This is a genomic window from Luteimonas sp. A482 (assembly GCF_054072655.1).
In genome coordinates this window covers 737346-757505 of sequence record NZ_JBSVRO010000001.1, presented here as the reverse complement: position 1 = coordinate 757505, position 20160 = coordinate 737346, and the positions used below count along the sequence as shown (strand labels likewise).

19 protein-coding genes and 1 riboswitch are annotated in these 20160 nt (G+C 68.5%); of the genes, 9 read left to right on the top strand and 10 right to left on the bottom strand.

Annotation, left to right across the window (positions count from 1 at the left end; translation table 11 throughout):
• Positions 1-201: 201 nt before the first annotated feature.
• The 8 genes from ACW5DW_RS03370 to ACW5DW_RS03335 all read right to left on the bottom strand — a co-directional run bounded on the left by ACW5DW_RS03370 (position 202) and on the right by ACW5DW_RS03335 (position 7326).
• Entirely contained in the window at positions 202-732 is a 531-nt protein-coding gene (locus ACW5DW_RS03370; protein ID WP_457017362.1) for a hypothetical protein, read from the bottom strand.
• Positions 733-1587: 855 nt separating this feature from the next.
• Entirely contained in the window at positions 1588-1983 is a 396-nt protein-coding gene (gene gcvH, locus ACW5DW_RS03365; RefSeq protein ID WP_457017361.1) for a glycine cleavage system protein GcvH, read from the bottom strand.
• Positions 1984-2075: 92 nt separating this feature from the next.
• Entirely contained in the window at positions 2076-3170 is a 1095-nt protein-coding gene (gene gcvT / locus ACW5DW_RS03360; RefSeq protein ID WP_457017360.1) for a glycine cleavage system aminomethyltransferase GcvT, read from the bottom strand.
• Between the two features lie 73 nt (positions 3171-3243).
• Entirely contained in the window at positions 3244-4188 is a 945-nt protein-coding gene (locus tag ACW5DW_RS03355; protein ID WP_457017359.1) for a cation diffusion facilitator family transporter, read from the bottom strand.
• 58 nt (positions 4189-4246) lie between these two features.
• Positions 4247-4705, bottom strand: coding sequence for an NfeD family protein (locus tag ACW5DW_RS03350; protein WP_457018387.1), 459 nt, complete (start codon positions 4703-4705; stop codon positions 4247-4249).
• 9 nt (positions 4706-4714) lie between these two features.
• Positions 4715-5692 (bottom strand): SPFH domain-containing protein, encoded by a 978-nt coding sequence (locus ACW5DW_RS03345; RefSeq protein WP_457017358.1) that lies wholly within the window; start codon positions 5690-5692, stop codon positions 4715-4717.
• Between the two features lie 333 nt (positions 5693-6025).
• Positions 6026-6223, bottom strand: a complete 198-nt coding sequence (hemP, locus tag ACW5DW_RS03340; protein ID WP_457017357.1) for a hemin uptake protein HemP — start codon at positions 6221-6223, stop codon at positions 6026-6028.
• 137 nt (positions 6224-6360) lie between these two features.
• Positions 6361-7326, bottom strand: coding sequence for an aldo/keto reductase (locus ACW5DW_RS03335; RefSeq protein ID WP_457018386.1), 966 nt, complete (start codon positions 7324-7326; stop codon positions 6361-6363).
• A 90-nt stretch (positions 7327-7416) separates the two neighbouring features.
• On the opposite strand from ACW5DW_RS03335, the gene ACW5DW_RS03330 reads away from it, so the two are divergent.
• From ACW5DW_RS03330 to ACW5DW_RS03300, 7 genes are all read left to right on the top strand, one after another.
• Entirely contained in the window at positions 7417-8541 is a 1125-nt protein-coding gene (locus ACW5DW_RS03330) for a diguanylate cyclase (RefSeq protein ID WP_457017356.1), read from the top strand.
• A gap of 243 nt (positions 8542-8784) precedes the next feature.
• A complete protein-coding gene (locus ACW5DW_RS03325) occupies positions 8785-10083 on the top strand; it encodes a NupC/NupG family nucleoside CNT transporter (RefSeq protein WP_457017355.1) in 1299 nt (432 codons plus the stop codon).
• Between the two features lie 24 nt (positions 10084-10107).
• A complete protein-coding gene (locus ACW5DW_RS03320; RefSeq protein ID WP_457018385.1) occupies positions 10108-11073 on the top strand; it encodes a ribokinase in 966 nt (321 codons plus the stop codon).
• A gap of 51 nt (positions 11074-11124) precedes the next feature.
• Positions 11125-12123 carry a tRNA dihydrouridine synthase DusB gene (gene dusB / locus ACW5DW_RS03315; RefSeq protein ID WP_457017354.1) on the top strand — a complete coding sequence of 333 codons (999 nt, stop codon included), beginning with the start codon at positions 11125-11127 and terminating at the stop codon, positions 12121-12123.
• Positions 12124-12206: 83 nt separating this feature from the next.
• Positions 12207-12845 (top strand): CDP-alcohol phosphatidyltransferase family protein, encoded by a 639-nt coding sequence (locus tag ACW5DW_RS03310; RefSeq protein ID WP_457017353.1) that lies wholly within the window; start codon positions 12207-12209, stop codon positions 12843-12845.
• Positions 12842-13453, top strand: coding sequence for a lysophospholipid acyltransferase family protein (locus ACW5DW_RS03305; RefSeq protein WP_457017352.1), 612 nt, complete (start codon positions 12842-12844; stop codon positions 13451-13453). Before ACW5DW_RS03310 ends, ACW5DW_RS03305 begins: the two co-directional genes overlap by 4 nt.
• Complete coding sequence (locus ACW5DW_RS03300; protein ID WP_457017351.1) at positions 13450-14391, top strand: phosphatidate cytidylyltransferase; 942 nt, start codon at positions 13450-13452, stop codon at positions 14389-14391. Before ACW5DW_RS03305 ends, ACW5DW_RS03300 begins: the two co-directional genes overlap by 4 nt.
• A gap of 48 nt (positions 14392-14439) precedes the next feature.
• On the opposite strand, the gene ACW5DW_RS03295 is transcribed toward ACW5DW_RS03300, so the two are convergent.
• Both ACW5DW_RS03295 and ACW5DW_RS03290 read right to left on the bottom strand, forming a co-directional pair.
• Positions 14440-15465 carry a metal-dependent hydrolase gene (locus tag ACW5DW_RS03295; RefSeq protein ID WP_457017350.1) on the bottom strand — a complete coding sequence of 342 codons (1026 nt, stop codon included), beginning with the start codon at positions 15463-15465 and terminating at the stop codon, positions 14440-14442.
• A gap of 213 nt (positions 15466-15678) precedes the next feature.
• Positions 15679-16728, bottom strand: coding sequence for a GSU2403 family nucleotidyltransferase fold protein (locus tag ACW5DW_RS03290; protein WP_457017349.1), 1050 nt, complete (start codon positions 16726-16728; stop codon positions 15679-15681).
• 290 nt (positions 16729-17018) lie between these two features.
• Between ACW5DW_RS03290 and metK the strand changes: the two genes are divergently transcribed.
• Both metK and ahcY read left to right on the top strand, forming a co-directional pair.
• Positions 17019-18236 carry a methionine adenosyltransferase gene (gene metK / locus ACW5DW_RS03285; protein WP_457017348.1) on the top strand — a complete coding sequence of 406 codons (1218 nt, stop codon included), beginning with the start codon at positions 17019-17021 and terminating at the stop codon, positions 18234-18236.
• Positions 18237-18543: 307 nt separating this feature from the next.
• Positions 18544-18623: riboswitch (S-adenosyl-L-homocysteine riboswitch) on the top strand.
• Between the two features lie 35 nt (positions 18624-18658).
• The gene (ahcY, locus tag ACW5DW_RS03280; RefSeq protein ID WP_457017347.1) at positions 18659-20104 is read left to right on the top strand and encodes an adenosylhomocysteinase; all 1446 of its coding nucleotides are present in this window, start codon (positions 18659-18661) and stop codon (positions 20102-20104) included.
• Positions 20105-20160: the final 56 nt, after the last annotated feature.

The following is a 20160-nucleotide window of genomic DNA, read 5'->3' as shown; positions in this document are numbered from 1 at the left end:
GAGCGGCTTCAGCCGCGACCNCCCCTCCCCCCCCCCCCCCCCCCCCCCCCCCCCCCCCCCCCCCCCCCCCCCCCCCCCCGCGACCGGACCTCACGACTGCGCGCGACACGGCAGTACGTCGTGCGCTTGGGATCCCACAAAAAAAACTCCCTCTCCGCCTGGGCAACGGAGAAGGAGCTTCGGTTACGGCTGATCGGGATATCAGATCAAGGGTGTCGGCATCGGCGGCATGGCCAGGGTGGCGCTCTTCTTGGCGACCCGCTTCTTGGCTACCTTCCTCGTGGTCTTCTTGGCCGCCTTCTTGGCGGTCTTCTTGGTGGCCTTCTTGGTGGCCTTTTTCACGGCCTTCTTGGCGACCTTCTTGGCAGGCCGCTTGGTGGCCTTCTTGGCGACCTTGCGGGCGGTCTTCTTCGCCGCCTTCTTGGCTACCTTCTTCTTGGCAACCTTCTTGGCAGCCTTCTTCGTGGTCTTCTTGGCAACCTTCTTGGCTACCTTCTTCTTGGCTACCTTCTTGGCAGCCTTCTTCGTGGTCTTCTTGGCCGCCTTCTTGGCGGTCTTGCGGGTCGCCTTCTTGGCTACCTTCTTGGTGGCGGCCTTGCGGACCGTCTTCTTCGCGACCTTCTTGGTCGCCTTCTTGGCTACCTTCTTCTTCGCGACCTTGGCGGTCTTCTTGGCAGGTGCCTTGGTCGCCTTCTTGGCGACCTTTTTCTTTGCAGCTTTCTTCGCGGCCATGAGATGGCTCTCCTCGTCAGTTGACTTGCAGTACTACTGCCCAGTGGTCAAGCAGCGCGCGGGTATCGGACCCGTGCACACCGCCGGCGCGCCACGCGCGCCGGAACGGATTCGGCAGGGACAACGCGGTCGGGGGAACGCGGTCCCGGTGATACGAAAACACCTGCGGCCCGGAGCGGCGCAGGTGTCTGGAAAGAGGTGGTCTGGTTTTCGCAGGGGAGACGATGCCTTCATCCACCTTGTAGAAGTCCGGGGCGGAGGTCTTTTTTGTGCTGCGCGTTTTCGCTGTGTGCTGACTCACTCGCTTCTGCGGCCACGTCTGTTGGGCGAAACCTAATCACGGTTTTTTCAGCTGTCAACACCCGGCGTTTCGAATTCTTCGCAGTACGTGCACCGGCGTCGACCACGCGCGTGCGAACCGACGCGCCGGCATGTCGTGCAAAACACGGCGACGCGCGCGTCGATGCCGCGCGGCATCAAGACGAAAGCGCGCAAAACAAGTGTGTTTTGAATGATCGCCTCGCACTGCCGCTTGCCACCGCGGTCATCGAGGCATGTGCATCGCGTCGCTTCAAACAGCCCGCACGCCATCGGCGCGGCGGTTGAACGGACGCCATCCGAAGACCGCGTTGCGCGGCGCACAAAGACCGATTGCGCCCAAAGTGCGCAAACTTTTCCGCCGTGCCGACGCCTTTGGAGACGCGACATGAAGTCCGGAAAGTGGGTGTGCCCAGGCCAGAGTCGACAGTGCGACAGGTGCGGCGATGACGCGTTCCGGCGTTTGCCGGAAGCGGACGCCGCGATGGTTGGCAGCGTCCGCGAGGGCGACGGGCATCGTGCCCGTCGCGTGACGAATCAATGATCGTCTTCTTCGAGCAGGTCGGCGTAGTCGTCAGGAGCGAGCAGCTCGTTGAACTGGTCGAGCCCGTTGACCTCGACCACGTACAGCCAGCCTTCGCCGTAGGCGTCTTCGTTGATCGTCTCGGGCTTGTCGGCCAGCGCGCTGTTGACCGCGGTGACGGTGCCCGACACCGGCGCGTACACGTCCGATGCCGCCTTGACCGACTCGACCACGGCGCTGGCAGTACCGGCTTCGATGGTGTCGCCGACCGCAGGCAGCTCGACGTAGACCAGGTCGCCAAGCAGGCCCTGGGCGTGGTCGGAAATGCCGACGGTGACCTTGCCGTCACCTTCGACACGCGCCCACTCGTGGGACTTCAGGAACTTCAGGTCGCCGGGGATCTCGCTCATCGTGGACTCCGCTCTCGTACGGGCTTGGGGAAAGGACGGCTAGTGTAGCCAAGCCCGGCGCCGCTGCCGCAAGCGCCGCCGGTCGGAAGGGGTCAGAGCGCCTTGCCGTCGCGCACGAACGGGAACCGGACCACCCGCACCGGCACCTCGCGCCCCCGGATGTCCACGCGCACGTCCGAGGCGACATTGCCCGCCGGCACGCGCGCAAACGCGATCGCCTTGCCGAGCGTGGGCGAGAACGTGCCCGACAGGATCTCGCCGTCGCCGTTGGCGGTCAGCACGCGCTGGCCGTGGCGCAGCACGCCCTTCTCTTCCATGACCAGGCCGATCATCTGCCGCGGCGCGCCGTCGCGCTTGTGCCGCTCGAGCACGTCGCGGCCGATGAAGTCGCGTCCCGCGTCGAGCGCGACCGTCCAGCCCAGCGCCGCCTCGAAGGGCGAGACCGTGTCATCCATGTCCTGGCCATAGAGGTTCAGGCCCGCCTCCAGGCGCAGCGTGTCGCGCGCACCGAGACCGGCCGGCTTCACCCCCGCCTGCAGCAGCGCGTCCCACAGGGCGACCGCGTGCGCCTCTGGCACGATGACCTCGAAGCCGTCCTCGCCGGTGTAGCCGGTGCGGGCGATGAACAGCTCGCCAAAGCGCGCGCCGGCCACGTCGCACGCGGCGAACTTGCCGAGCGCCGCGACCGCCGCGGCATCGTCGCCTTCGATCAGGCCCAGCATCCGCTCGCGTGCGTTGGGGCCCTGCACCGCGATCATCGACAGCTCGGGCCGCTCGCGGACCTCGACACCGAAGGCCTGGGCCTGCGCGTCGATCCAGGCCATGTCCTTGTCGCGGGTGGAAGCGTTGACCACCAGGCGGAACCAGTCCTCGCCCAGGTAGTAGATGATCAGGTCATCGATGATGCCGCCCTGCGCGTTGAGCATGCAGGCGTACAGGGCCTTGCCGGGCTGCTTGAGCTTGTCGACCGAGTTGGCGACCAGCTTGCGCAGGAACGGACGCACCTGGTCGCCGTGCAGGTCGACCACGGTCATGTGGCTGACATCGAACATGCCGGCGTCGCGCCGCACCTGGTGATGCTCGTCGATCTGCGAGCCGTAATGGATGGGCATGTCCCAGCCGCCGAAGTCGACCATCCTGGCGCCAAGCGCACGGTGGCTGTCGTTGAGAACGGTTTTGCGGGTCATGGCGCGATCCTTGGTGCGGGGGTGGCCCGATTATCCCAGATCGATCCGGCGCGGGCCCGCGCGCGCGGGCCGTTCAGTGATGGTGGTGGGCGTGGCCGCCGTCGCCAGCGTCCGCGCCGCTGTCATCGCAGTCGCCCCCGTGGCAGTCATCCGTCCCCTCGATCTGCAGGGTGGCGTGGCCGATGTCGAAACGCTCACGCAGCGCGGCCGCCGCCAGGTGGCGCAGCTCGCGCGCATCGACGCTGTCGTCGACCACCAGGTGCGCAGTCATCGCGGCCCGGGTGGACGCCAGCGCCCAGACGTGCAGGTCGTGCACGTCGGCCACTCCGGGCAGGCCGGCCAGCGCCGCGCGCACTTCGGCCAGGTCGATGCCGTCGGGCACGCCCATCATCAGCACGTTGCCGGCCTGGCGCATCAGCGTCCAGGCGCGCGGCAGTACCCACAGCCCGATCGCGACCGCGATGATCGGATCGGCCAGCTGCCAGCCGGTGAAGTGGATCACCAGCGCGGCGAGGATCACGCCGACCGAGCCGAGCATGTCGGCCCACACTTCCAGATAGGCGCCCCTGACGTTGAGGCTTTCGCCACTGCCTGCATGCAGCAGGCGCATCGCGACCAGGTTCACCACCAGGCCGGCGACGCCGACCACCAGCATGCCGATCGAGGCGACCTGGGGCGGCTGCATGAAGCGGTGCGCCGACTCCCACAGGATGTATCCGGCCAACGCGAACAGCAGCAGGCCATTGAGCATCGCCCCCATCGCCTCGGTGCGCACATAGCCGAAGCTGCGGCGCGCGTCGGGCGGGCGCCGCGACAGCCGCACCGCGACCAGGGCGATGCCCAGCGCCAGCGCGTCGGTCGCCATGTGCGCCGCGTCCGAGAGCAGGGCCAGGCTGTTGGTCGCGAACGCGGCCGCCAGCTCGACCAGCATGAAGGCCACGATGAGCGCCAGCGCCCACCACAGCGGCTTCTCGTGGCGGATGCTGGCGGCGCTGGCGTGGTCGTGATCGTGTCCCATGGCGCGGCATGCTGGCCGCGGTGGGTGCTGTTACACAATCGCGGACCAGTCAGGGTTGCTACTGCAGCGAGGGCGCCGCCGTCGCAGGCGCTGCTTCCACCTGCAGGATCACGCCGTCGGTACCGACGACCTTGACCGGCGTGCCCACCGGCAGGTCCGCGCCTTCGACGATCCAGAACGCATCGCCGATCTTGACCCGGCCGCGCCCGGCGACAATCGGCTGCTCGAGCGGAATCACCCGGTCGATGTGCTGGAACGCCCGCCGGTTCAGCGTCGGACGGTCGCTTTCGCGGGCGCGGCTGCGGAACCATTTCCGGTAGACCTGGATGGAGACGAAGCTCAGCACGACGAAGGCCGCGACCTGGGCCAGCAGCGGGATCCCCGGCACCGCCAGCACCGCGAGGAACACCGCGACCGCGGCAAAGCCCATCCACAGCATGAAGGCTCCCGGCGCAATCGCTTCGGCGGCGAAAAGCAGCAGCGCGACCGCCGCCCATGCCACCACGTCCCAGCGCAGGTCCATCACTCAGCCCTCGCCGCTCGGGAACACGGCGCGCGTCGGCGGCGGGCTGCGCGGCGGCGCCGACTGCTGTTTGGCCAGCGCCTCCTTGGCCAGTTCGGCCACGCCTGCGATCGAGCCGATGATGCCGGTGGCCTCCATCGGCATCAGCACGAACTTCTGGTTGGGTGCGGTCGCCAGCTTCTCGAACGCCTGCACGTACTTCTGCGCGATGAAGTAGTTGATCGCCTGCACGTCACCCTGGGCGATGGCATCGGACACCATCTGCGTGGCCCTGGCCTCGGCCTCGGCCAGGCGCTCGCGCGCCTCGGCTTCGCGGAACGCGGCTTCCTTCTCGCCTTCCGCCTCCAGGATCGCGGCCTGCTTGTCGCCCTCGGCGCGCAGGATCGCCGACTGGCGATGGCCCTCGGCCTCGAGGATCACGGCCCGGCGTTCGCGTTCGGCCTTCATCTGCCTTGCCATCGAGTCGATCAGGTCACGCGGCGGCTGGATGTCGCGGATCTCGATGCGGGTGACCTTGATGCCCCAGGGATTGGTGGCCGAGTCGACCACGTTCAGCAGCTGCGCGTTGATGGTCTCGCGCTGGCTCAGCGACTCGTCCAGGTCCATCGAACCGATCACGGTGCGGATGTTGGTCTGCACCAGCGCGATCATCGCGATCTCGAGGTTGGAGACCTCGTACGCGGCCTTGGCGGCATCGAGCACCTGGAAGAACACCACGCCGTCGACCTTCACCGCGGCGTTGTCCTTGGTGATGACTTCCTGGCTGGGCACGTCCAGCACCTGCTCCATCATGTTGACCTTGCGCCCCACCCCGTAGACCACTGGAACCAGGAAATGCAGGCCCGGGCTCATGGTGTGGGTGTAGCGACCGAAGCGCTCGACCGTCCACTCATAGCCCTGCGGCACCATCCGCACGGTCTTGAACAGGATCACGATGCCCGCCACCAGCAGCACCGCCGCCAAAAACATGCCTCCGCCCATGGAATTCCCCTTCGCCTGCGTGGTTTCCAGTATAGGTCGGTGACGACGGCGGCAGGCCGGGTGTGACCGGCGTACAGGCAGCGCTCGAACAGCTCTACCGCTGGTTCGAGCGTCCGGTGGTCACGCTTGCGCTGCGCACCCGCGGCGATCGCGAGACATCCGAGTGCCGCAGGCACGATGCCGAAGGTGATCGGCCGGATCCACGGCTTTCGCGGCGACAGCCGTTCCGGGATGGCTGGGCAGATCGCGGTCAACGAGGCGCTGACCCAAAGCGTGCTCGGCTGTACCAAGCCAGCGCTGCACCCATGCGGCGCGGGCGCACCGCGGCGGGTATTACTTGGTGAGGATCAGCTTGTCGTTGCGGGTGTGGCGCAGCCGGTAGCACTCGTTGCCATGGCGGATGCGCAGTTCGCGCTGTCCCTGGAGTAGACGCAGGCTGTCGATCTCGATCGACGGCACTGGCGCGCGGCCGTGGTCATGGCCCGGTTCGGTCGCGGTCGAGTGCACGGCGGCTTCAGGACTGAGCAGCATCTTGGGGACTCCTTTGCGGGGAGTAGCGATGCTAATGATTCTCATTAGCCTGTCAACAGCCGTTTGTCGGCGGAATGCCGGCCAGCTCAATGCAACGGTACCGCCGCCTGGCGGACGCAACCCCCGTGCAACCTTCGCTACCGCGTGGCCGCTTCCAGCCTTCTCCAGACAGGTTCTTCGAAGCGGTCGACCAGCTCCAGCGCGCCGAGGTTCTCGCGCAACTGCTGCGTCGAGCTGGCGCCGAGCAGGACGGTGGAGACGTGTGGATTGAGCAGGCACCAGGCGATCGCCAGCTGCGCGGGAGCGACACCGAGCTCTTCGGCCAGGGCGGTGAAGCGCCGTGCGCGCTCCAGCCGTGCTTCGCCGCGTTCGCGGTCGTGCAGCGGACTGGACTCGCCGAGGTGCGCCAGGCGGCTGCCCTCTGGCACGCCGTCGTTGTACTTGCCGGTCAGCAGCCCCGAAGCCAGCGGCGACCACACCGTGGTGCCAAGGCCATGCTCGGCGTACAGCGGCGCGTACTCGAGCTCGACGCGGTCGCGGTGCAGCAGGTTGTACTGCGGCTGCTCCATGGTCGGCGCATGCAGGTGATGGCTGCGGGCGACCTGGATCGCCTCGCGGATCAGTGCCGCCGGCCATTCGGACGTGCCCCAGTACAGCACCTTGCCCTGCCGGATCAGCGCGTCCATCGCCCACACGGTTTCGGCGACCGGCGTGTCGGGATCCGGGCGGTGGCAGAAGAACAGGTCCAGGTAGTCCACGCGCAGGCGCCTGAGCGCATCGTGGCAGGCATCGCGCACGTGCTTGCGCGACAGCCCGAGCTGGGTCGGACGCGGATCGGCGACCGAGCCGAAGCGCACCTTGCTCGACACGCAGAACCCGTCGCGCGGCAGGCGCAGGTCGGCGATCACGTCGCCCATCACCCGTTCGGCCTCGCCGCGGGCGTAGTTCTCGGCGTTGTCGAAGAAGTTGACGCCATGGTCCCAGGCCAACGCGACCAGCTCGCGCGCCTCGCCGCGGCCCACGCGCGTGCCCGCGGTCAGCCAGGCGCCCAACGACAGTGCCGACAGCTGCAGGCCCGAACTTCCAAGGCGGCGATAGCGCATCACGTCTTGCTCCGGCATGCGGTTCCGGCGAACAGTCTATGCGGCGCGGGGTATCCTCGCGCGGCGATCCCGCCCGCCGACACCGCCCGGATGCACGAACCCGTTCCACTCAAGCGCGTACTGGCCACCCTGTTCGGGCGCCCCGACGAGGTGATGCTCGAGCTTGGCGCCGGCGGTGAGCTGCTGGTGGCCAAGGTGCGAGCGCTGCTGTCGCTGCTGGTGCTGGTGCTGCCGTTGGCCGCAGCGCTTGGCGGCGCCGCCACCAGCCGCACCCTGGTCGGCCTGGCCGCAGCGGTGTTGATCAACGTGATCGCGCAGGTCTGGCTGGCGCTGGCCCGCAACCCGCGCCGCCACCACTGGCTGCCCTATGCCACCGGCGCCTGGGACATCACCGCCACCACCGGCGTGCTGGTGATGCTCTCGCTGGACGACCCTGCGGCCGGGCTCCACAGCATGGTGGTGTGGTGCTTCTACCTGTTCGCCATCGCGCTCACCGCTCTGCGCAGCGATGGGCGACTGACCACTTTCGTCGGCGCCCTGGCGATCGTGCAGTACGCGGTGTTCGCCTCGGCCGTGCTGGCCTTCACCACGACCGCGGCGCCGGCCATCGACGGCAGCGCGCCGTCGCTGGTCCCGCAATGCGGACGGTTGCTGCTGCTGGCGATGATGACCCTGCTCAGCAGCACCATCGTCTACCGGATGCAGCGCCTGATCGAGCTGTCCGGACGCGACGGCCTGACCGGCGTGCCCAACCGCGCCTGGCTGCTGCAGCGCCTGCCGCGCATGTTCGAGGCTGCGCGCCGCGATGGTCGCACGGTGACGATCGGACTGGTCGACGTGGACCACTTCCGCCGCGTCTATGAGGAGATCGGTCACCTCGGCGGTGACCGCGCGATCCGGCACATTGCCGAACACCTGGGTGGGATGCTCGAGGAGGACGAGCACCTGGCGCGCATTGGCGGGCAGGAGTTCGTGCTGGTGCTGCTGTGCCCGATCGGCAGCGCCTGGGAGCGGATCGACCGCAGCCGTCGCAGCCTGGCCGCGCAGCCCTTCCACGCCGATCGCGCCGAACCGGTCAGCCTGGCCTTCAGCGCCGGGCTGGCGGCGTTCCCGCAGGACGGTGCCAGCGCCTCGGCCCTGCTCGGCAGCGCCGACCGGCGCCTGCAGGAGGCCAAGCGCGCCGGACGCAACCGGGTGATCGCGCGCGACGTGTAAGGGACCTGTCATTTCGACCGTAGGGAGAAATCCCCTCCAGCGCGCGGGGAAGCGGCTTTCTCCCTTCGGTCGAAATGACAGGGACTGGGCAACCCAGGTGACGTGGACAGGGCCGGGGCGGCATCCCACGGATGGGGACAGGTCGAACGACAGCCGAGCGCAGGCCGCCCGCGGTTGCCGCAGCCTGCCCGCTGCTCTAGGCTGCCGCGTCTGTTTTGCACGAAATCGATGCGGGGAAACGGGATGGAAGCACTGCTGCGCGTCGGTTTCGGCCTGTTCGGACTGGCGGTGCTGATCGGCCTGGTCTGGTTGTTCTCCAACAACAAGCGGCGTGTCGACTGGCCCCTTGTCGGCACAGGCATCGCCCTGCAGATCGCCTTTGCCGCGCTGGTGCTGCTGGTGCCGGGTGGGCGCGACGTGTTCGACTGGCTCGGCCACGGCTTCGTGCGGCTGCTCGGTTTCGTCAACGCCGGTTCGGAGTTCATCTTCGGCAGTTTGATGAACGTGGAGACCTACGGCTTCATCTTCGCCTTCCAGGTGCTGCCGACGATCATCTTCTTCGCCGCGTTGATGAGCGTGCTCTACCACCTCGGCGTCATGCAGTACGTGGTGCGGATCATGGCGTTGGCGATCACCAAGGTGATGCGCGTATCCGGCGCCGAGACCACCAGCGTCTGCGCCAGCGTGTTCATCGGCCAGACCGAGGCGCCGCTGACCGTGCGCCCCTACATCTCGCGCATGACCGAATCCGAGCTGATCACGATGATGATCGGCGGCATGGCGCACATCGCCGGCGGCGTGCTGGCGGCCTACGTCGGCATGCTCGGCGGCGGCGACCCGGTCGAGCAGGCCTTCTACGCCAAGCACCTGCTGGCCGCATCGATCATGGCCGCGCCGGCGACGCTGGTGATCGCCAAGATCCTGATCCCGGAAACCGGCGAACCGCTGACCCGCGGCACGGTCAAGATGGAGGTCGAGAAGACCACCAGCAACGTGATCGACGCGGCCGCCGCCGGCGCCGGCGACGGCCTGCGCCTGGCGCTGAACATCGGCGCGATGCTGCTGGCCTTCATCGCCCTGATCGCGATGATCAACGCGCCGCTGACCTGGCTGGGCGAGATCACCGGCCTGCAGGCCGCGATCGGCCGGCCGCTGGACCTGGCGACGATCTTCGGCTGGGTGCTGGCGCCGATCGCCTGGTTGATCGGCGTGCCGTGGCAGGACGCGGGCGTGGTCGGATCGCTGATCGGACAGAAGGTGGTGATCAACGAGTTCGTCGCCTACCTGCAGCTGGCCGACATCGTCAACGGCCGCGTCGATGGCGTGGTGCTGAGCGACCAGGGGCGGCTGATCGCGACCTACGCGCTGTGCGGCTTCGCCAACTTCAGCTCGATCGCGATCCAGATCGGCGGCATCGGCGGGCTCGCACCCGACCGCCGCAAGGACCTGGCGCGCTTCGGCCTGCGCGCGGTGCTGGGCGGCACCGTCGCCACGCTGATGACGGCGACCATCGCCGGCGTGCTGATCAACCTCGGCGCCTGAGCAGGGAACCGACGCGCCGTGTCCATCCCCGCTCCAGCACAGGTGGTCGTGGTCGGCTCGTTCAACGTCGACCACGTCTGGCATTGCGAAACGCTGCCGCGCCCGGGCGAGACACTCATTGGCAGCTACGCCACCGGGCCCGGTGGCAAGGGCTTCAACCAGGCCACGGCCTGCGCGCGCAGCGGCGCGGCGACGGTGTTCATCTGCGCGATCGGCGATGATGCGGGCGGCCAGCTGGTGCGCAGCCTGGCGGCGCGCGACGGCATCGACCTGCGCGCTGAAACCGGCGACGAGCCCACCGGCACCGCCGGCATCCACGTGGACCGCGCCGGCATCAACACCATCGTCATCGGCGCGGGCGCCAACGGCGTGCTGTCGACGGAATTCGTCGCGCGCCAGGCCGAGGCCATCGCCACTGCACGGATCGTGCTGGCGCAGCTGGAGTCGCCGGTCGACAGCGTGCTCGAGGCGATGCGGCTGGCGCGCGCGGCGGGGATCCGCACGATCCTCAATCCGGCGCCGGCCAATGCGCCGAGCACGCGCGAGCTGCTCGCGGTGGCCGACATCCTCACCCCGAACGAAACCGAGCTTGCTGCGCTGCTGGCGCGGCATGCCGGCGAAGCTGTCGATCCAGCCCAGGTCGCCGCGCTGGACGATGCGCGCCTGCACCGGCTGTGCCGGATGCTGCTGCCGCGCGGCACGGTGGTGATCACGCTGGGCGCCGCCGGCGCCTTCGTGTCCCACCGCGAGGACAAGTGCCGCGGCGACGAGATTCCGCACTACCGCGTCGCGGCTTTCGAGGCGAAGACGATCGACACCACCGGCGCCGGCGACGCGTTCAACGGGGCACTGGCATCTTCCCTGGCCACGGTGCCCAACCGGGCCTTCGCCGACCACGTGCGCTTTGCCGCGCACTACGCCGCGCTGTCGACCGAGCACGAGGGCGCGGCCGCCTCGATGCCGCGCCTGTCCGCGGCCGGGCTGCGGTGACCGCAGGGGCCGCGAAGCCCCCCCCCGCCCCACCACCGCTACAATTGCGCGATGCAGATCGGCCCGCACCGCATCCAACCCCGCGTGATCCTCGCCCCGATGGCGGGCGTCACCGACAAGCCGTTCCGGCAGCTGTGCAAGCGGCTGGGCGCGGGGCTGGCGGTGTCGGAGATGACCACCAGCGATCCGCGCTTCTGGAACACGCGCAAGTCACTGCACCGCATGGACCACGCGGGCGAACCCGACCCGGTCAGCGTACAGATCGCCGGCACGGTACCCGAGGTGATGGCCGAAGCCGCGCGCCACAACGCCGGCCATGGCGCGCAGATCATCGACATCAACATGGGCTGCCCGGCCAAGAAGGTGTGCAACGCCTGGGCCGGCTCGGCGCTGATGCAGGACGAGATGCTGGTGGCGCGCATCCTCGAGGCGGTGGTGGCGGCGGCGGATGTACCGGTCACGCTCAAGATCCGCACCGGCTGGGACGTCGCGCACCGCAACGCACCCGCGATCGCGCGCATCGCGCAGGAGAGCGGCATTGCCGCGCTCACCGTGCACGGGCGCACCCGCGACCAGCACTACACCGGGCAGGCCGAGTACGACACCATCGCCGCGATCAAGACCGACCTGCGCATCCCGGTGATCGCCAACGGCGACATCGACTCGCCGCACAAGGCGCTGCAGGTGCTGCGCCAGACCGGCGCCGATGCGGTGATGATCGGACGCGCGGCGCAGGGCCGGCCGTGGGTCTTCGCCGCAGTAGCGCACTTCCTCGCCACCGGCGCCATCCTGCCCGAGCCCTCGCCTGCCGAAGTGCGCGACATCCTGCTGGGCCACCTGCAGGCGCTGCATGACTTCTACGGCGAGCAGTCCGGCGTGCGCATCGCGCGCAAGCACCTGGGCTGGTACGCGAAGGACCGGCCGGAAAATGCGGCCTTCCGCAGCGTGGTCAACCGCGCCGAGAGCGCGGACATGCAGCTGCGGCTGACCCGCGACTACTTCGACGCGCTGGTCGCCGGCGTCGTCCCGGAGCTGTCCGCAGCCGCCTGAGCACGGCGGGCTTGCCAGCGCGCGCGCCGGCACCCAAGATTCGCGGCGCGCCGGACGGACTGGACCGGCACGGGGAGCGGCACATGGAATTGCACGAACACGACCCGGACGCATCGCGCCGGCCGATCAGGGCGCGCGGCAATCTACTCGTCCAGCGCATCGCCGCGGCACTCGCGCGCTCGGCGCTGACGCCCAATGCCATCTCGGTGCTCAGCATCGTGTTCGCCGCCGCAGGCGCGGTGGCGCTGCTGTGGCTGCCGGTGTGGGGCGCCTGGCTGTGCGCGCTGGGCATCCAGCTGCGGCTGCTGTGCAACCTGTTCGACGGCATGGTGGCGGTGGAGGGCGGCAAGTCCACGCCCACCGGCGCGCTCTACAACGAAGTGCCCGACCGCGTCGCCGACAGCCTGCTGCTGGTCGCGCTCGGCTACGCGGCAGGACTGCCGTGGGCCGGATGGCTGGCGGCGCTGCTCGCCGCTTCGACCGCCTATATCCGCACGCTAGGGGGCGCGCTGGGACAAGCGCAGGATTTCCGCGGACCGATGGCCAAGCAGCACCGCATGGCGCTGATGACGCTGGCCTGCGTGGCGGCTCCGATCGAGGCGATGCTCGCAGGCAGCCGCCACGTGCTGGTCGTGGCGGTTGCAGTGATTGCGATCGGCTCGCTGTTGACCTGCGGCACTCGGCTGAGCGCGGTCGCCCGGCGGCTGGAGCGCGCGTCTTGATCGCGCGCCTCGGCGCGGCCGCGCTGGTCGGTTTCACCCGCACGATGGTGGGCGCACGCGCGCAGTGGCGGGTCGCGCCGCCGCAGGGCCAGTGCATCTACTTCGCCAACCACACCAGCCACCTGGACACGGTGGCGATCTGGTCGGCGCTGGCGCCGCACCTGCGCGCCACGGTGCGCCCGGTGGCCGCGCGCGACTACTGGGACAAGCCTGGCCTGCGCGGCTGGCTGTCCGGCCGGGTGCTGCGCGCGATCCTGATCGACCGGCAGCGCGCCGATGCCGATGCCGACCCGCTGACCCCGGTGCGCGATGCGCTCGACCAGGGCGACTCGCTGGTCCTGTTCCCGGAAGGCACGCGCAGCAACGAGCGGCTGCCGCAGAAGTTCAAGGGCGGCCTGTTCAAGCTGGCCAGCGAGTATCCCCACGTCGAACTGGTGCCGGTCTACCTCGACACCCTGCACCGTAGCCTGCCCAAGGGCGCGCTGCTGCCCTTGCCGCTGCCGCTGTACTGCAACGTGAACTTCGGCGCGCCGCTGGCGCTGGCGCCCGGCGAGAGCCGCGACGATTTCCTCGAGCGCGCGCGCGCCGCGGTGGAGGCGATGGCATGAGCCCGCAGACGAAGATGATCTACGTGTTCTCGGGCATCGTCGCCCTGCTGCTGGTGGCTTCGATCGTCGGCTGGCTGCTGTCCCGCCGGGGTCCCGACGGCGGCGGTGCGAGCGTGCGCAACCTCAATGCACGCGTGCGCGCCTGGTGGGGCATGGTGGGCGTGCTGGGCGCCTGCTTCGCGATCGGGCCGGTGGCGACGCTGGTGGTGTTTGCCTTCATCTCGTTCTTCGCGCTGCGCGAGTTCATCACCCTCACCCCCACGCGCGCCGGCGACCACCTGCCGCTGGTGGCCGCGTTCTACCTGCTGATCCCGATCCAGTACTGGCTGATCTTCGACCAGTGGTATGGCCTGTTCGCGATCTTCATCCCGGTCTACGCCTTCCTCGCGCTGCCGGTGCTGGCGGTGTTCGGCGGCGACACCACCGACTTCCTCGAACGCAGCACCAAGATCCAGTGGGGCGTGATGATCGCCATCTACTGCATCAGCCATGCACCTGCGCTGATGATCCTGCATCCCGATGCGCCTGCCGGGACCGGCCAGCTGTTGCTGCTCTACCTGATGCTGGTGGTGCAGATCAGCGACGTGATGCAGTACGTGTTCGGCAAGCTGCTGGGCCGGCACAAGGTGGCGCCGCAGGTGAGTCCATCCAAGACCGTGGAAGGCCTGGTCGGCGGCGGCCTGGCCGCGGTGGGTATCGGTACCGCGCTGTGGTGGATGACGCCCTTCACGCCGCTGCAGGCGGCCGGCATGTCGGCGGTGATCGTGCTCGCAGGCTTCTGCGGCGGACTGGCGCTGTCGGCGGTCAAGCGCAGCCTCGGCGCCAAGGACTGGGGCCGGATGATCGAAGGCCACGGCGGCATGATGGACCGGATGGACTCGGTGGTGTTCGCCGCGCCGGTGTTCTTCCACCTGACCCGTTACTGGTTTCCGGGCTAGGTCTGACCCGGCAAGCGAAACGCGCCCGGGGACCAGCCGGCCCGTCGCCTACGGATCCCCGGGGCCGGCCGGCGGCTCGTTCCAGATCCGGTGCCACATCTGTCCCAGCCGCCTGCGCGCCTCCCAGGGCCAGGACAGCTGCTCGGGTGGAATCGCGCGCCACTGCTCGCCATCGCGCTGCGCCACCACGAAGTTGAAGCTGTAGTCGGGCTCGGCGCCCATGCGCAGGTCGCTGAGCACCAGCCTGCCGTCGTGCACCTCGGCCTTCATGAAGCCGCGGTTGAACCACTGCAGCCGCGCCACCGCGGGCAGCTCGCCGACCTGCGCGAGTGCCTCCACATCGGAACGATGGTGGCGGAAGGCGATTGGCCGCGAATCCGCGACCAGCGAGTGTTCGCCTTCGACGAAGCCGTCCGGCGTCATCGCCACCACCCGCCACAGCAGCGTGTTGAACGGCATCGGCACCGAGAACCGCGCCGCGTCCTGCAGGCCGAGCGCGGAAAGCGACCGCTCCGCCTCGCGCTCCACCATCGTCTTGGCCAGCAGCGACCAACCCAGGTAGGCCGTGCTGAGCACCAGCCCGGCCAGCAGCGCGTGTCGCGCGAGGGGCCTTGCGCCCGCGAACGCCGCCACCGCCACGCCCAGCAGCAGCCACAGCGTGTAGCCCGGATCGATGATGAACACGCTCGACCACATCACCGGCGGCGTGGCCAGCGGCCACAGCAGCTGCGTGCCGTAAACGGTGAACGCGTCCAGCAGCGGATGGGTGACCAGCGCCAGCTGGATCGCCCAGAACCATGCCTGTGGCGCCTGCGCCACGCGCCCATCGCGTCGCCGGAACAAGGCCCAGATCGCCCAGCCCAGCAGCGGCAGCACGAACAGCGAATGGCTGAAGCCGCGATGCAGCGTCATCAGCGCAACGGGATCGTCGGTGAACAGGGCGATCGGAAAGGAATCGAGGTCGGGCAGCGTGCCGAGCGCAGCACCGGCGAGCATGGCCGCGCGACGATGCCCGGCAGGCACAACGGCGGCGGCAACCGAAGCGCCGAGCAGGAGTTGGGAGAGCGAATCCATGGCGCGCATTCTAGAGGCGGCCACGCCGGTTCACTCCCCTGCCCCGGAAATGCAGCATCCCACCGCGCGACTCCACCCGGTTCCACTGTAGGAGCGGCTTCAGCCGCGATCGGACGATCCGGCCGCCTGCCTATCGGTCTCGCCGCGCAAGCTCGATCGCGGCTGAAGCCGTTCCTACACCCGCACCTGCATGTCAATGCGTGGCGGTGGCGCTCAGCCCATGAGCCGCGCAAAGCGATCCAGCGCGTCACGCTGCGCCGTCGGCGCCTGCGCGAGCGAAGCGCGCGCGCGTTTCTCCCAACCTTCGCCCCGTGCACACAGATCCCGCCAGGCGTCCGCCAACAGCACTGGGGCGCGTTCAAGATGCCACTCGATCAACGCCAGCGCCTGCAGGATGTCCTTGCGGTACTTGGGGTGGCGCGGCCCGCGCTCGGCCGCGACCAGCAGCTTGTGCAGGCCGTAGCGCGCCGGGTCAGGCAGATTGACCATGCAGGCATCTGCGCGGTCCAGCAACACGCCCTGCCCCGGACGTTCCAGCAGGTACTCCATGAACTTGAACGGCACCAGCGCGACGCCCAGGTCAGGCATCTGCACCGGATCATTGTTGCGACGTCGGACCGTCAGGAAGTCTATTCGCAGGTCCGGCTCCTTCCCGCTCATGTAGTTGCTGGCCAGCCCCTTGCTGCCGCCAAGCGCCGGCAGGAAGCCCATCTCCAGCGACGCCAGGGCGTCATGGAGATTGGTCTCCAGGTCCGCCGGCAGCGCAATCGCGACGTTGCCGCCAGGCCCGGTATGCGCGAAGTCCAGATCGAGCGTGCGCGTGCCGCTGCCCCAGGCCACGCCCAGCTGGTTGCCCAGCACCAGGAACGCATGCGTGCCCACCAGCAGCCCGCCGGCACGGAAGAACTGGTAGTCCGCGAAGCGCTTGACGATGCGGAACTGCTTCGCGGGCGTGACCTGGTTGCCCTGCGCCACGGCCGCGGCGGCCTGGCGCGACACCGCTTCCAGCGCAGGCGCGCCCTGCTCGCGTGCGCGTTCGATGGCGTTTACGGCCGGCCCTTCCGGTCCGAGGTAGTACTCGCGCTTGCGGCCGTCGATCTCCTTGAACTGCCAGTAGCCGTAGCGCCGGCCCTTGATCGTCTTCCAGCCCACCTTGCCGGTGAGGAAGGCCGGCGAGCGGGAGGCCTCGGCGACCTGCACCTGCTCGTACAGTTCGGAGTAGGCGGTCTGTGCGGCGGCGGGCAGTTCGCGATAGAGGGACATGGTCGGCTCCGGGCCAGCTGTCGTAGTTATACCACCGCCGCACGTCCGAGTGGTATAACGCTAGCCCAGGCGGGGGCCGTCGCCCCGCAGCTGCGCGCCGACCGGTGAGCCAAGGACCGCATCGGTCACCATCGCGACACGCAACGGCCGCCGCCGCTTGCCAAACCCACACAAACGACGGCACTGAGCGGGTTAACCGCCCTGCAATACCCTCGACGGCAAGATGCGCCACCGCCCGGCGGCGTGTATCATTCCGACCCATCTTTTCATCCGAATTGAAGGATATATCGATGTCGAGCTACCTGTTCACCTCCGAATCGGTCTCGGAAGGCCATCCGGACAAGATCGCCGACCAGATTTCCGATGCGGTGCTGGACGCCATCCTGGCGCAGGACAAGCGTGCGCGCGTGGCCTGCGAGACGATGGTCAAGACCGGCGCGGCGATCGTGGCCGGCGAGGTCACCACCAGCGCGTGGGTCGACATCGAGGGCCTGGCGCGCAAGGTGATCAACGACATCGGCTACGACAATTCCAACGTCGGCTTCGATGGCCACACCTGCGCGATCATCAACATGCTCGGCAAGCAGTCGCCCGACATCAACCAGGGCGTGGACCGCAAGAAGCCCGAGCAGCAGGGCGCCGGCGACCAGGGCTTGATGTTCGGCTATGCCTGCAACGAGGCGCCCGAGTACATGCCCGCCCCGCTCTACTACAGCCACCGGCTGGTGGAGCAGCAGGCCAAGGTGCGCAAGAGCGGCAAGCTCAAGTGGCTGCGCCCGGACGCCAAGAGCCAGGTCACGCTGCGCTACAGCGGCGACGGCAACGACATCCTCGGCCTGGACGCGGTGGTGCTGTCCACCCAGCACGATCCGGACATCAAGCAGAAGGACCTGGTGGAGGCGGTGCGCGAGCACATCCTCAAGCCGGTGCTGCCGAAGAAGTGGCTCGAGGCGCTGGCCAAGAACAAGGTGCACATCAACCCGACCGGCAAGTTCGTGATCGGCGGGCCGGTCGGCGACTGCGGCCTGACCGGGCGCAAGATCATCGTCGACACCTACGGCGGCATGGCCCGCCACGGCGGCGGCGCGTTCTCGGGCAAGGATCCGTCCAAGGTCGACCGCTCGGCCGCCTATGCCGCGCGCTACGTGGCCAAGAACATCGTCGCCGCCGGCCTGGCCGACCGCTGCGAGGTGCAGGTGAGCTACGCGATCGGCGTGGCCGAGCCGACATCGATCTCGGTCACCACCTTCGGCACCGGCAAGGTCGCCGACGATGTGATCGAGAAGCTGATCCGCAAGCACTTCGACCTGCGCCCCTACGGCATCATGCAGATGCTCGACCTGGAGCACCCGATCTACCAGGCGACCGCGGCCTACGGCCACTTCGGCCGCAAGCCGAAGGAGATCTCCTACGTCGACGGCGTCGGCAAGAAGCACACCGCCACCGCGTTCTCGTGGGAAAAGACCGACCGCGCCGAAGAGCTGCGCAAGGCTGCAAAGCTCAAATAAGCAAGGCATTCCCGCCCGATCGGGTGGGACGGGGACAGTGGACGGGCCGCGAAAGCGGCCCGTTTTCATTTCATCGCGCACAGCTCGCTGTCACGGGATGGTCGCGTCACGGGCAAGGTGGGGCCAACAACGGCGCAAACGCCGCCGAAGGCCAGTTGCCCTGGCGGCCGACCTTCTGGCTCAACCTCGCAGGGCATCCGCATCGAGCCGGGTCATCCCCGTGATGACTGGTCATGGCTGCCGGAGGACCGCCCTCGGGCGCGCCCGGATTCAGCCTCGCAGCAGCGGGAAGCGATATAATTCGCCCCCCGCCGAGGGGCGCTGCGACCGTGGATCAGCACGGCCAGGCTCGGCAGGATCAACACGCGACAACGGCGCCCGTCACCACGGATCCGCACCGGGTCCCAAGACGGAGCACCACCATGAACGCACAAGTGAAGACCTTCTCCCAGGAAGGCGACTACAAGGTCGCCGACATCTCCCTGGCCGACTGGGGCCGCAAGGAACTCGACATCGCCGAGCACGAGATGCCGGGCCTGATGTCGATCCGCCGCAAGCACGCCACGCAGGCGCCGCTCAAGGGCGTGCGCGTGACCGGCTCGCTGCACATGACCATCCAGACCGCGGTGCTGATCGAGACGCTCAAGGACATCGGCGCCGACGTGCGCTGGGCCTCGTGCAACATCTTCAGCACCCAGGACCACGCCGCCGCCGCGATCGCCGCTTCTGGCACTCCCGTATTCGCGTGGAAGGGCGAGACGCTGGAGGAATACTGGGACTGCACGCTCGAGGCGCTGACCTTCACCCTGCCCGACGGCACCCTGACCGGCCCGGAGATGGTGGTCGACGACGGCGGCGACGTGACCCTGCTGATCCACAAGGGCTACGAGCTGGAAAAGGGCGACGAGAGCTGGGTCAACTCGGCCTCGGGCAGCCACGAGGAGCAGGTGATCAAGGACCTGCTCAAGCGCGTGGCCAAGGAGCGTCCGGGCTACTGGAGCCGGGTCGTCGCCGACTGGAAGGGCGTGTCCGAGGAAACCACCACCGGCGTGCACCGCCTCTACCAGCTTGCCGAGCGCGGCCAGCTGCTGGTGCCGGCGATCAACGTCAATGACTCGGTCACCAAGAGCAAGTTCGACAACCTCTACGGCTGCCGCGAGTCGCTGGCCGACGGCCTCAAGCGCGCACTTGACGTGATGCTGGCCGGCAAGGTCGCGGTCGTGTGCGGCTACGGCGACGTGGGCAAGGGCTCGGCGGCATCGCTGCGCGCCTATGGCGCGCGCGTGATCGTCACCGAGATCGACCCGATCTGCGCGCTGCAGGCGGCGATGGAAGGCTATGAGGTCAAGCCGATCGAGGACACCCTCGGCGAGGCCGACATCTACGTCACCACCACCGGCAACAAGGACATCATCCGCCTCGAGCACATGCAGGCGATGAAGGACCAGGCGATCGTCTGCAACATCGGCCACTTCGACAACGAGATCCAGGTCGATGCGCTGTACGCCTCCGGCGCGGTCAAGATCAACATCAAGCCGCAGGTGGACAAGTTCACCTTCGCCAACGGCAACGCGATCTTCCTGCTGGCCGAAGGCCGCCTGGTGAACCTGGGTTGCGCCACGGGCCATCCGAGCTTCGTGATGTCGAACTCGTTCTCCAACCAGACGCTGGCGCAGATCGACCTGTGGGCCAACAAGGACAGCTACGAGGCCAAGGTCTACATCCTGCCCAAGAAGCTGGACGAGGAAGTGGCGCGCCTGCACCTGGAGAAGATCGGGGTGAGGCTGACCAGGCTGACCCAGGACCAGGCCGACTACCTGGGCATATCGGTCGACGGCCCCTACAAGCCGGAGCACTACCGCTACTGAGTCCGCGCCCACGCGCGGCACGACACCGGGCGCCGAATGGCGCCCGGTTCTTTTTC

Excerpts from the sequence above, each read along its gene's own strand:
- ahcY (WP_457017347.1), top strand. The coding sequence starts at position 18,659 with ATGAACGCACAAGTGAAGACCTTCTCCCAGGAAGGCGACTACAAGGTC.
- ACW5DW_RS03330 (WP_457017356.1), top strand. The coding sequence starts at position 7,417 with ATGCACGAACCCGTTCCACTCAAGCGCGTACTGGCCACCCTGTTCGGG.
- ACW5DW_RS03300 (WP_457017351.1), top strand. The coding sequence starts at position 13,450 with ATGAGCCCGCAGACGAAGATGATCTACGTGTTCTCGGGCATCGTCGCC.
- dusB (WP_457017354.1), top strand. The coding sequence starts at position 11,125 with ATGCAGATCGGCCCGCACCGCATCCAACCCCGCGTGATCCTCGCCCCG.
- hemP (WP_457017357.1), bottom strand. The coding sequence starts at position 6,223 with ATGCTGCTCAGTCCTGAAGCCGCCGTGCACTCGACCGCGACCGAACCG.
- ACW5DW_RS03335 (WP_457018386.1), bottom strand. The coding sequence starts at position 7,326 with ATGCGCTATCGCCGCCTTGGAAGTTCGGGCCTGCAGCTGTCGGCACTG.
- ACW5DW_RS03345 (WP_457017358.1), bottom strand. The coding sequence starts at position 5,692 with ATGGGCGGAGGCATGTTTTTGGCGGCGGTGCTGCTGGTGGCGGGCATC.
- gcvT (WP_457017360.1), bottom strand. The coding sequence starts at position 3,170 with ATGACCCGCAAAACCGTTCTCAACGACAGCCACCGTGCGCTTGGCGCC.
- ACW5DW_RS03290 (WP_457017349.1), bottom strand. The coding sequence starts at position 16,728 with ATGTCCCTCTATCGCGAACTGCCCGCCGCCGCACAGACCGCCTACTCC.
- ACW5DW_RS03295 (WP_457017350.1), bottom strand. The coding sequence starts at position 15,465 with ATGGATTCGCTCTCCCAACTCCTGCTCGGCGCTTCGGTTGCCGCCGCC.
- metK (WP_457017348.1), top strand. The coding sequence starts at position 17,019 with ATGTCGAGCTACCTGTTCACCTCCGAATCGGTCTCGGAAGGCCATCCG.
- ACW5DW_RS03370 (WP_457017362.1), bottom strand. The coding sequence starts at position 732 with ATGGCCGCGAAGAAAGCTGCAAAGAAAAAGGTCGCCAAGAAGGCGACC.
- ACW5DW_RS03355 (WP_457017359.1), bottom strand. The coding sequence starts at position 4,188 with ATGGGACACGATCACGACCACGCCAGCGCCGCCAGCATCCGCCACGAG.
- ACW5DW_RS03310 (WP_457017353.1), top strand. The coding sequence starts at position 12,207 with ATGGAATTGCACGAACACGACCCGGACGCATCGCGCCGGCCGATCAGG.
- ACW5DW_RS03325 (WP_457017355.1), top strand. The coding sequence starts at position 8,785 with ATGGAAGCACTGCTGCGCGTCGGTTTCGGCCTGTTCGGACTGGCGGTG.
- gcvH (WP_457017361.1), bottom strand. The coding sequence starts at position 1,983 with ATGAGCGAGATCCCCGGCGACCTGAAGTTCCTGAAGTCCCACGAGTGG.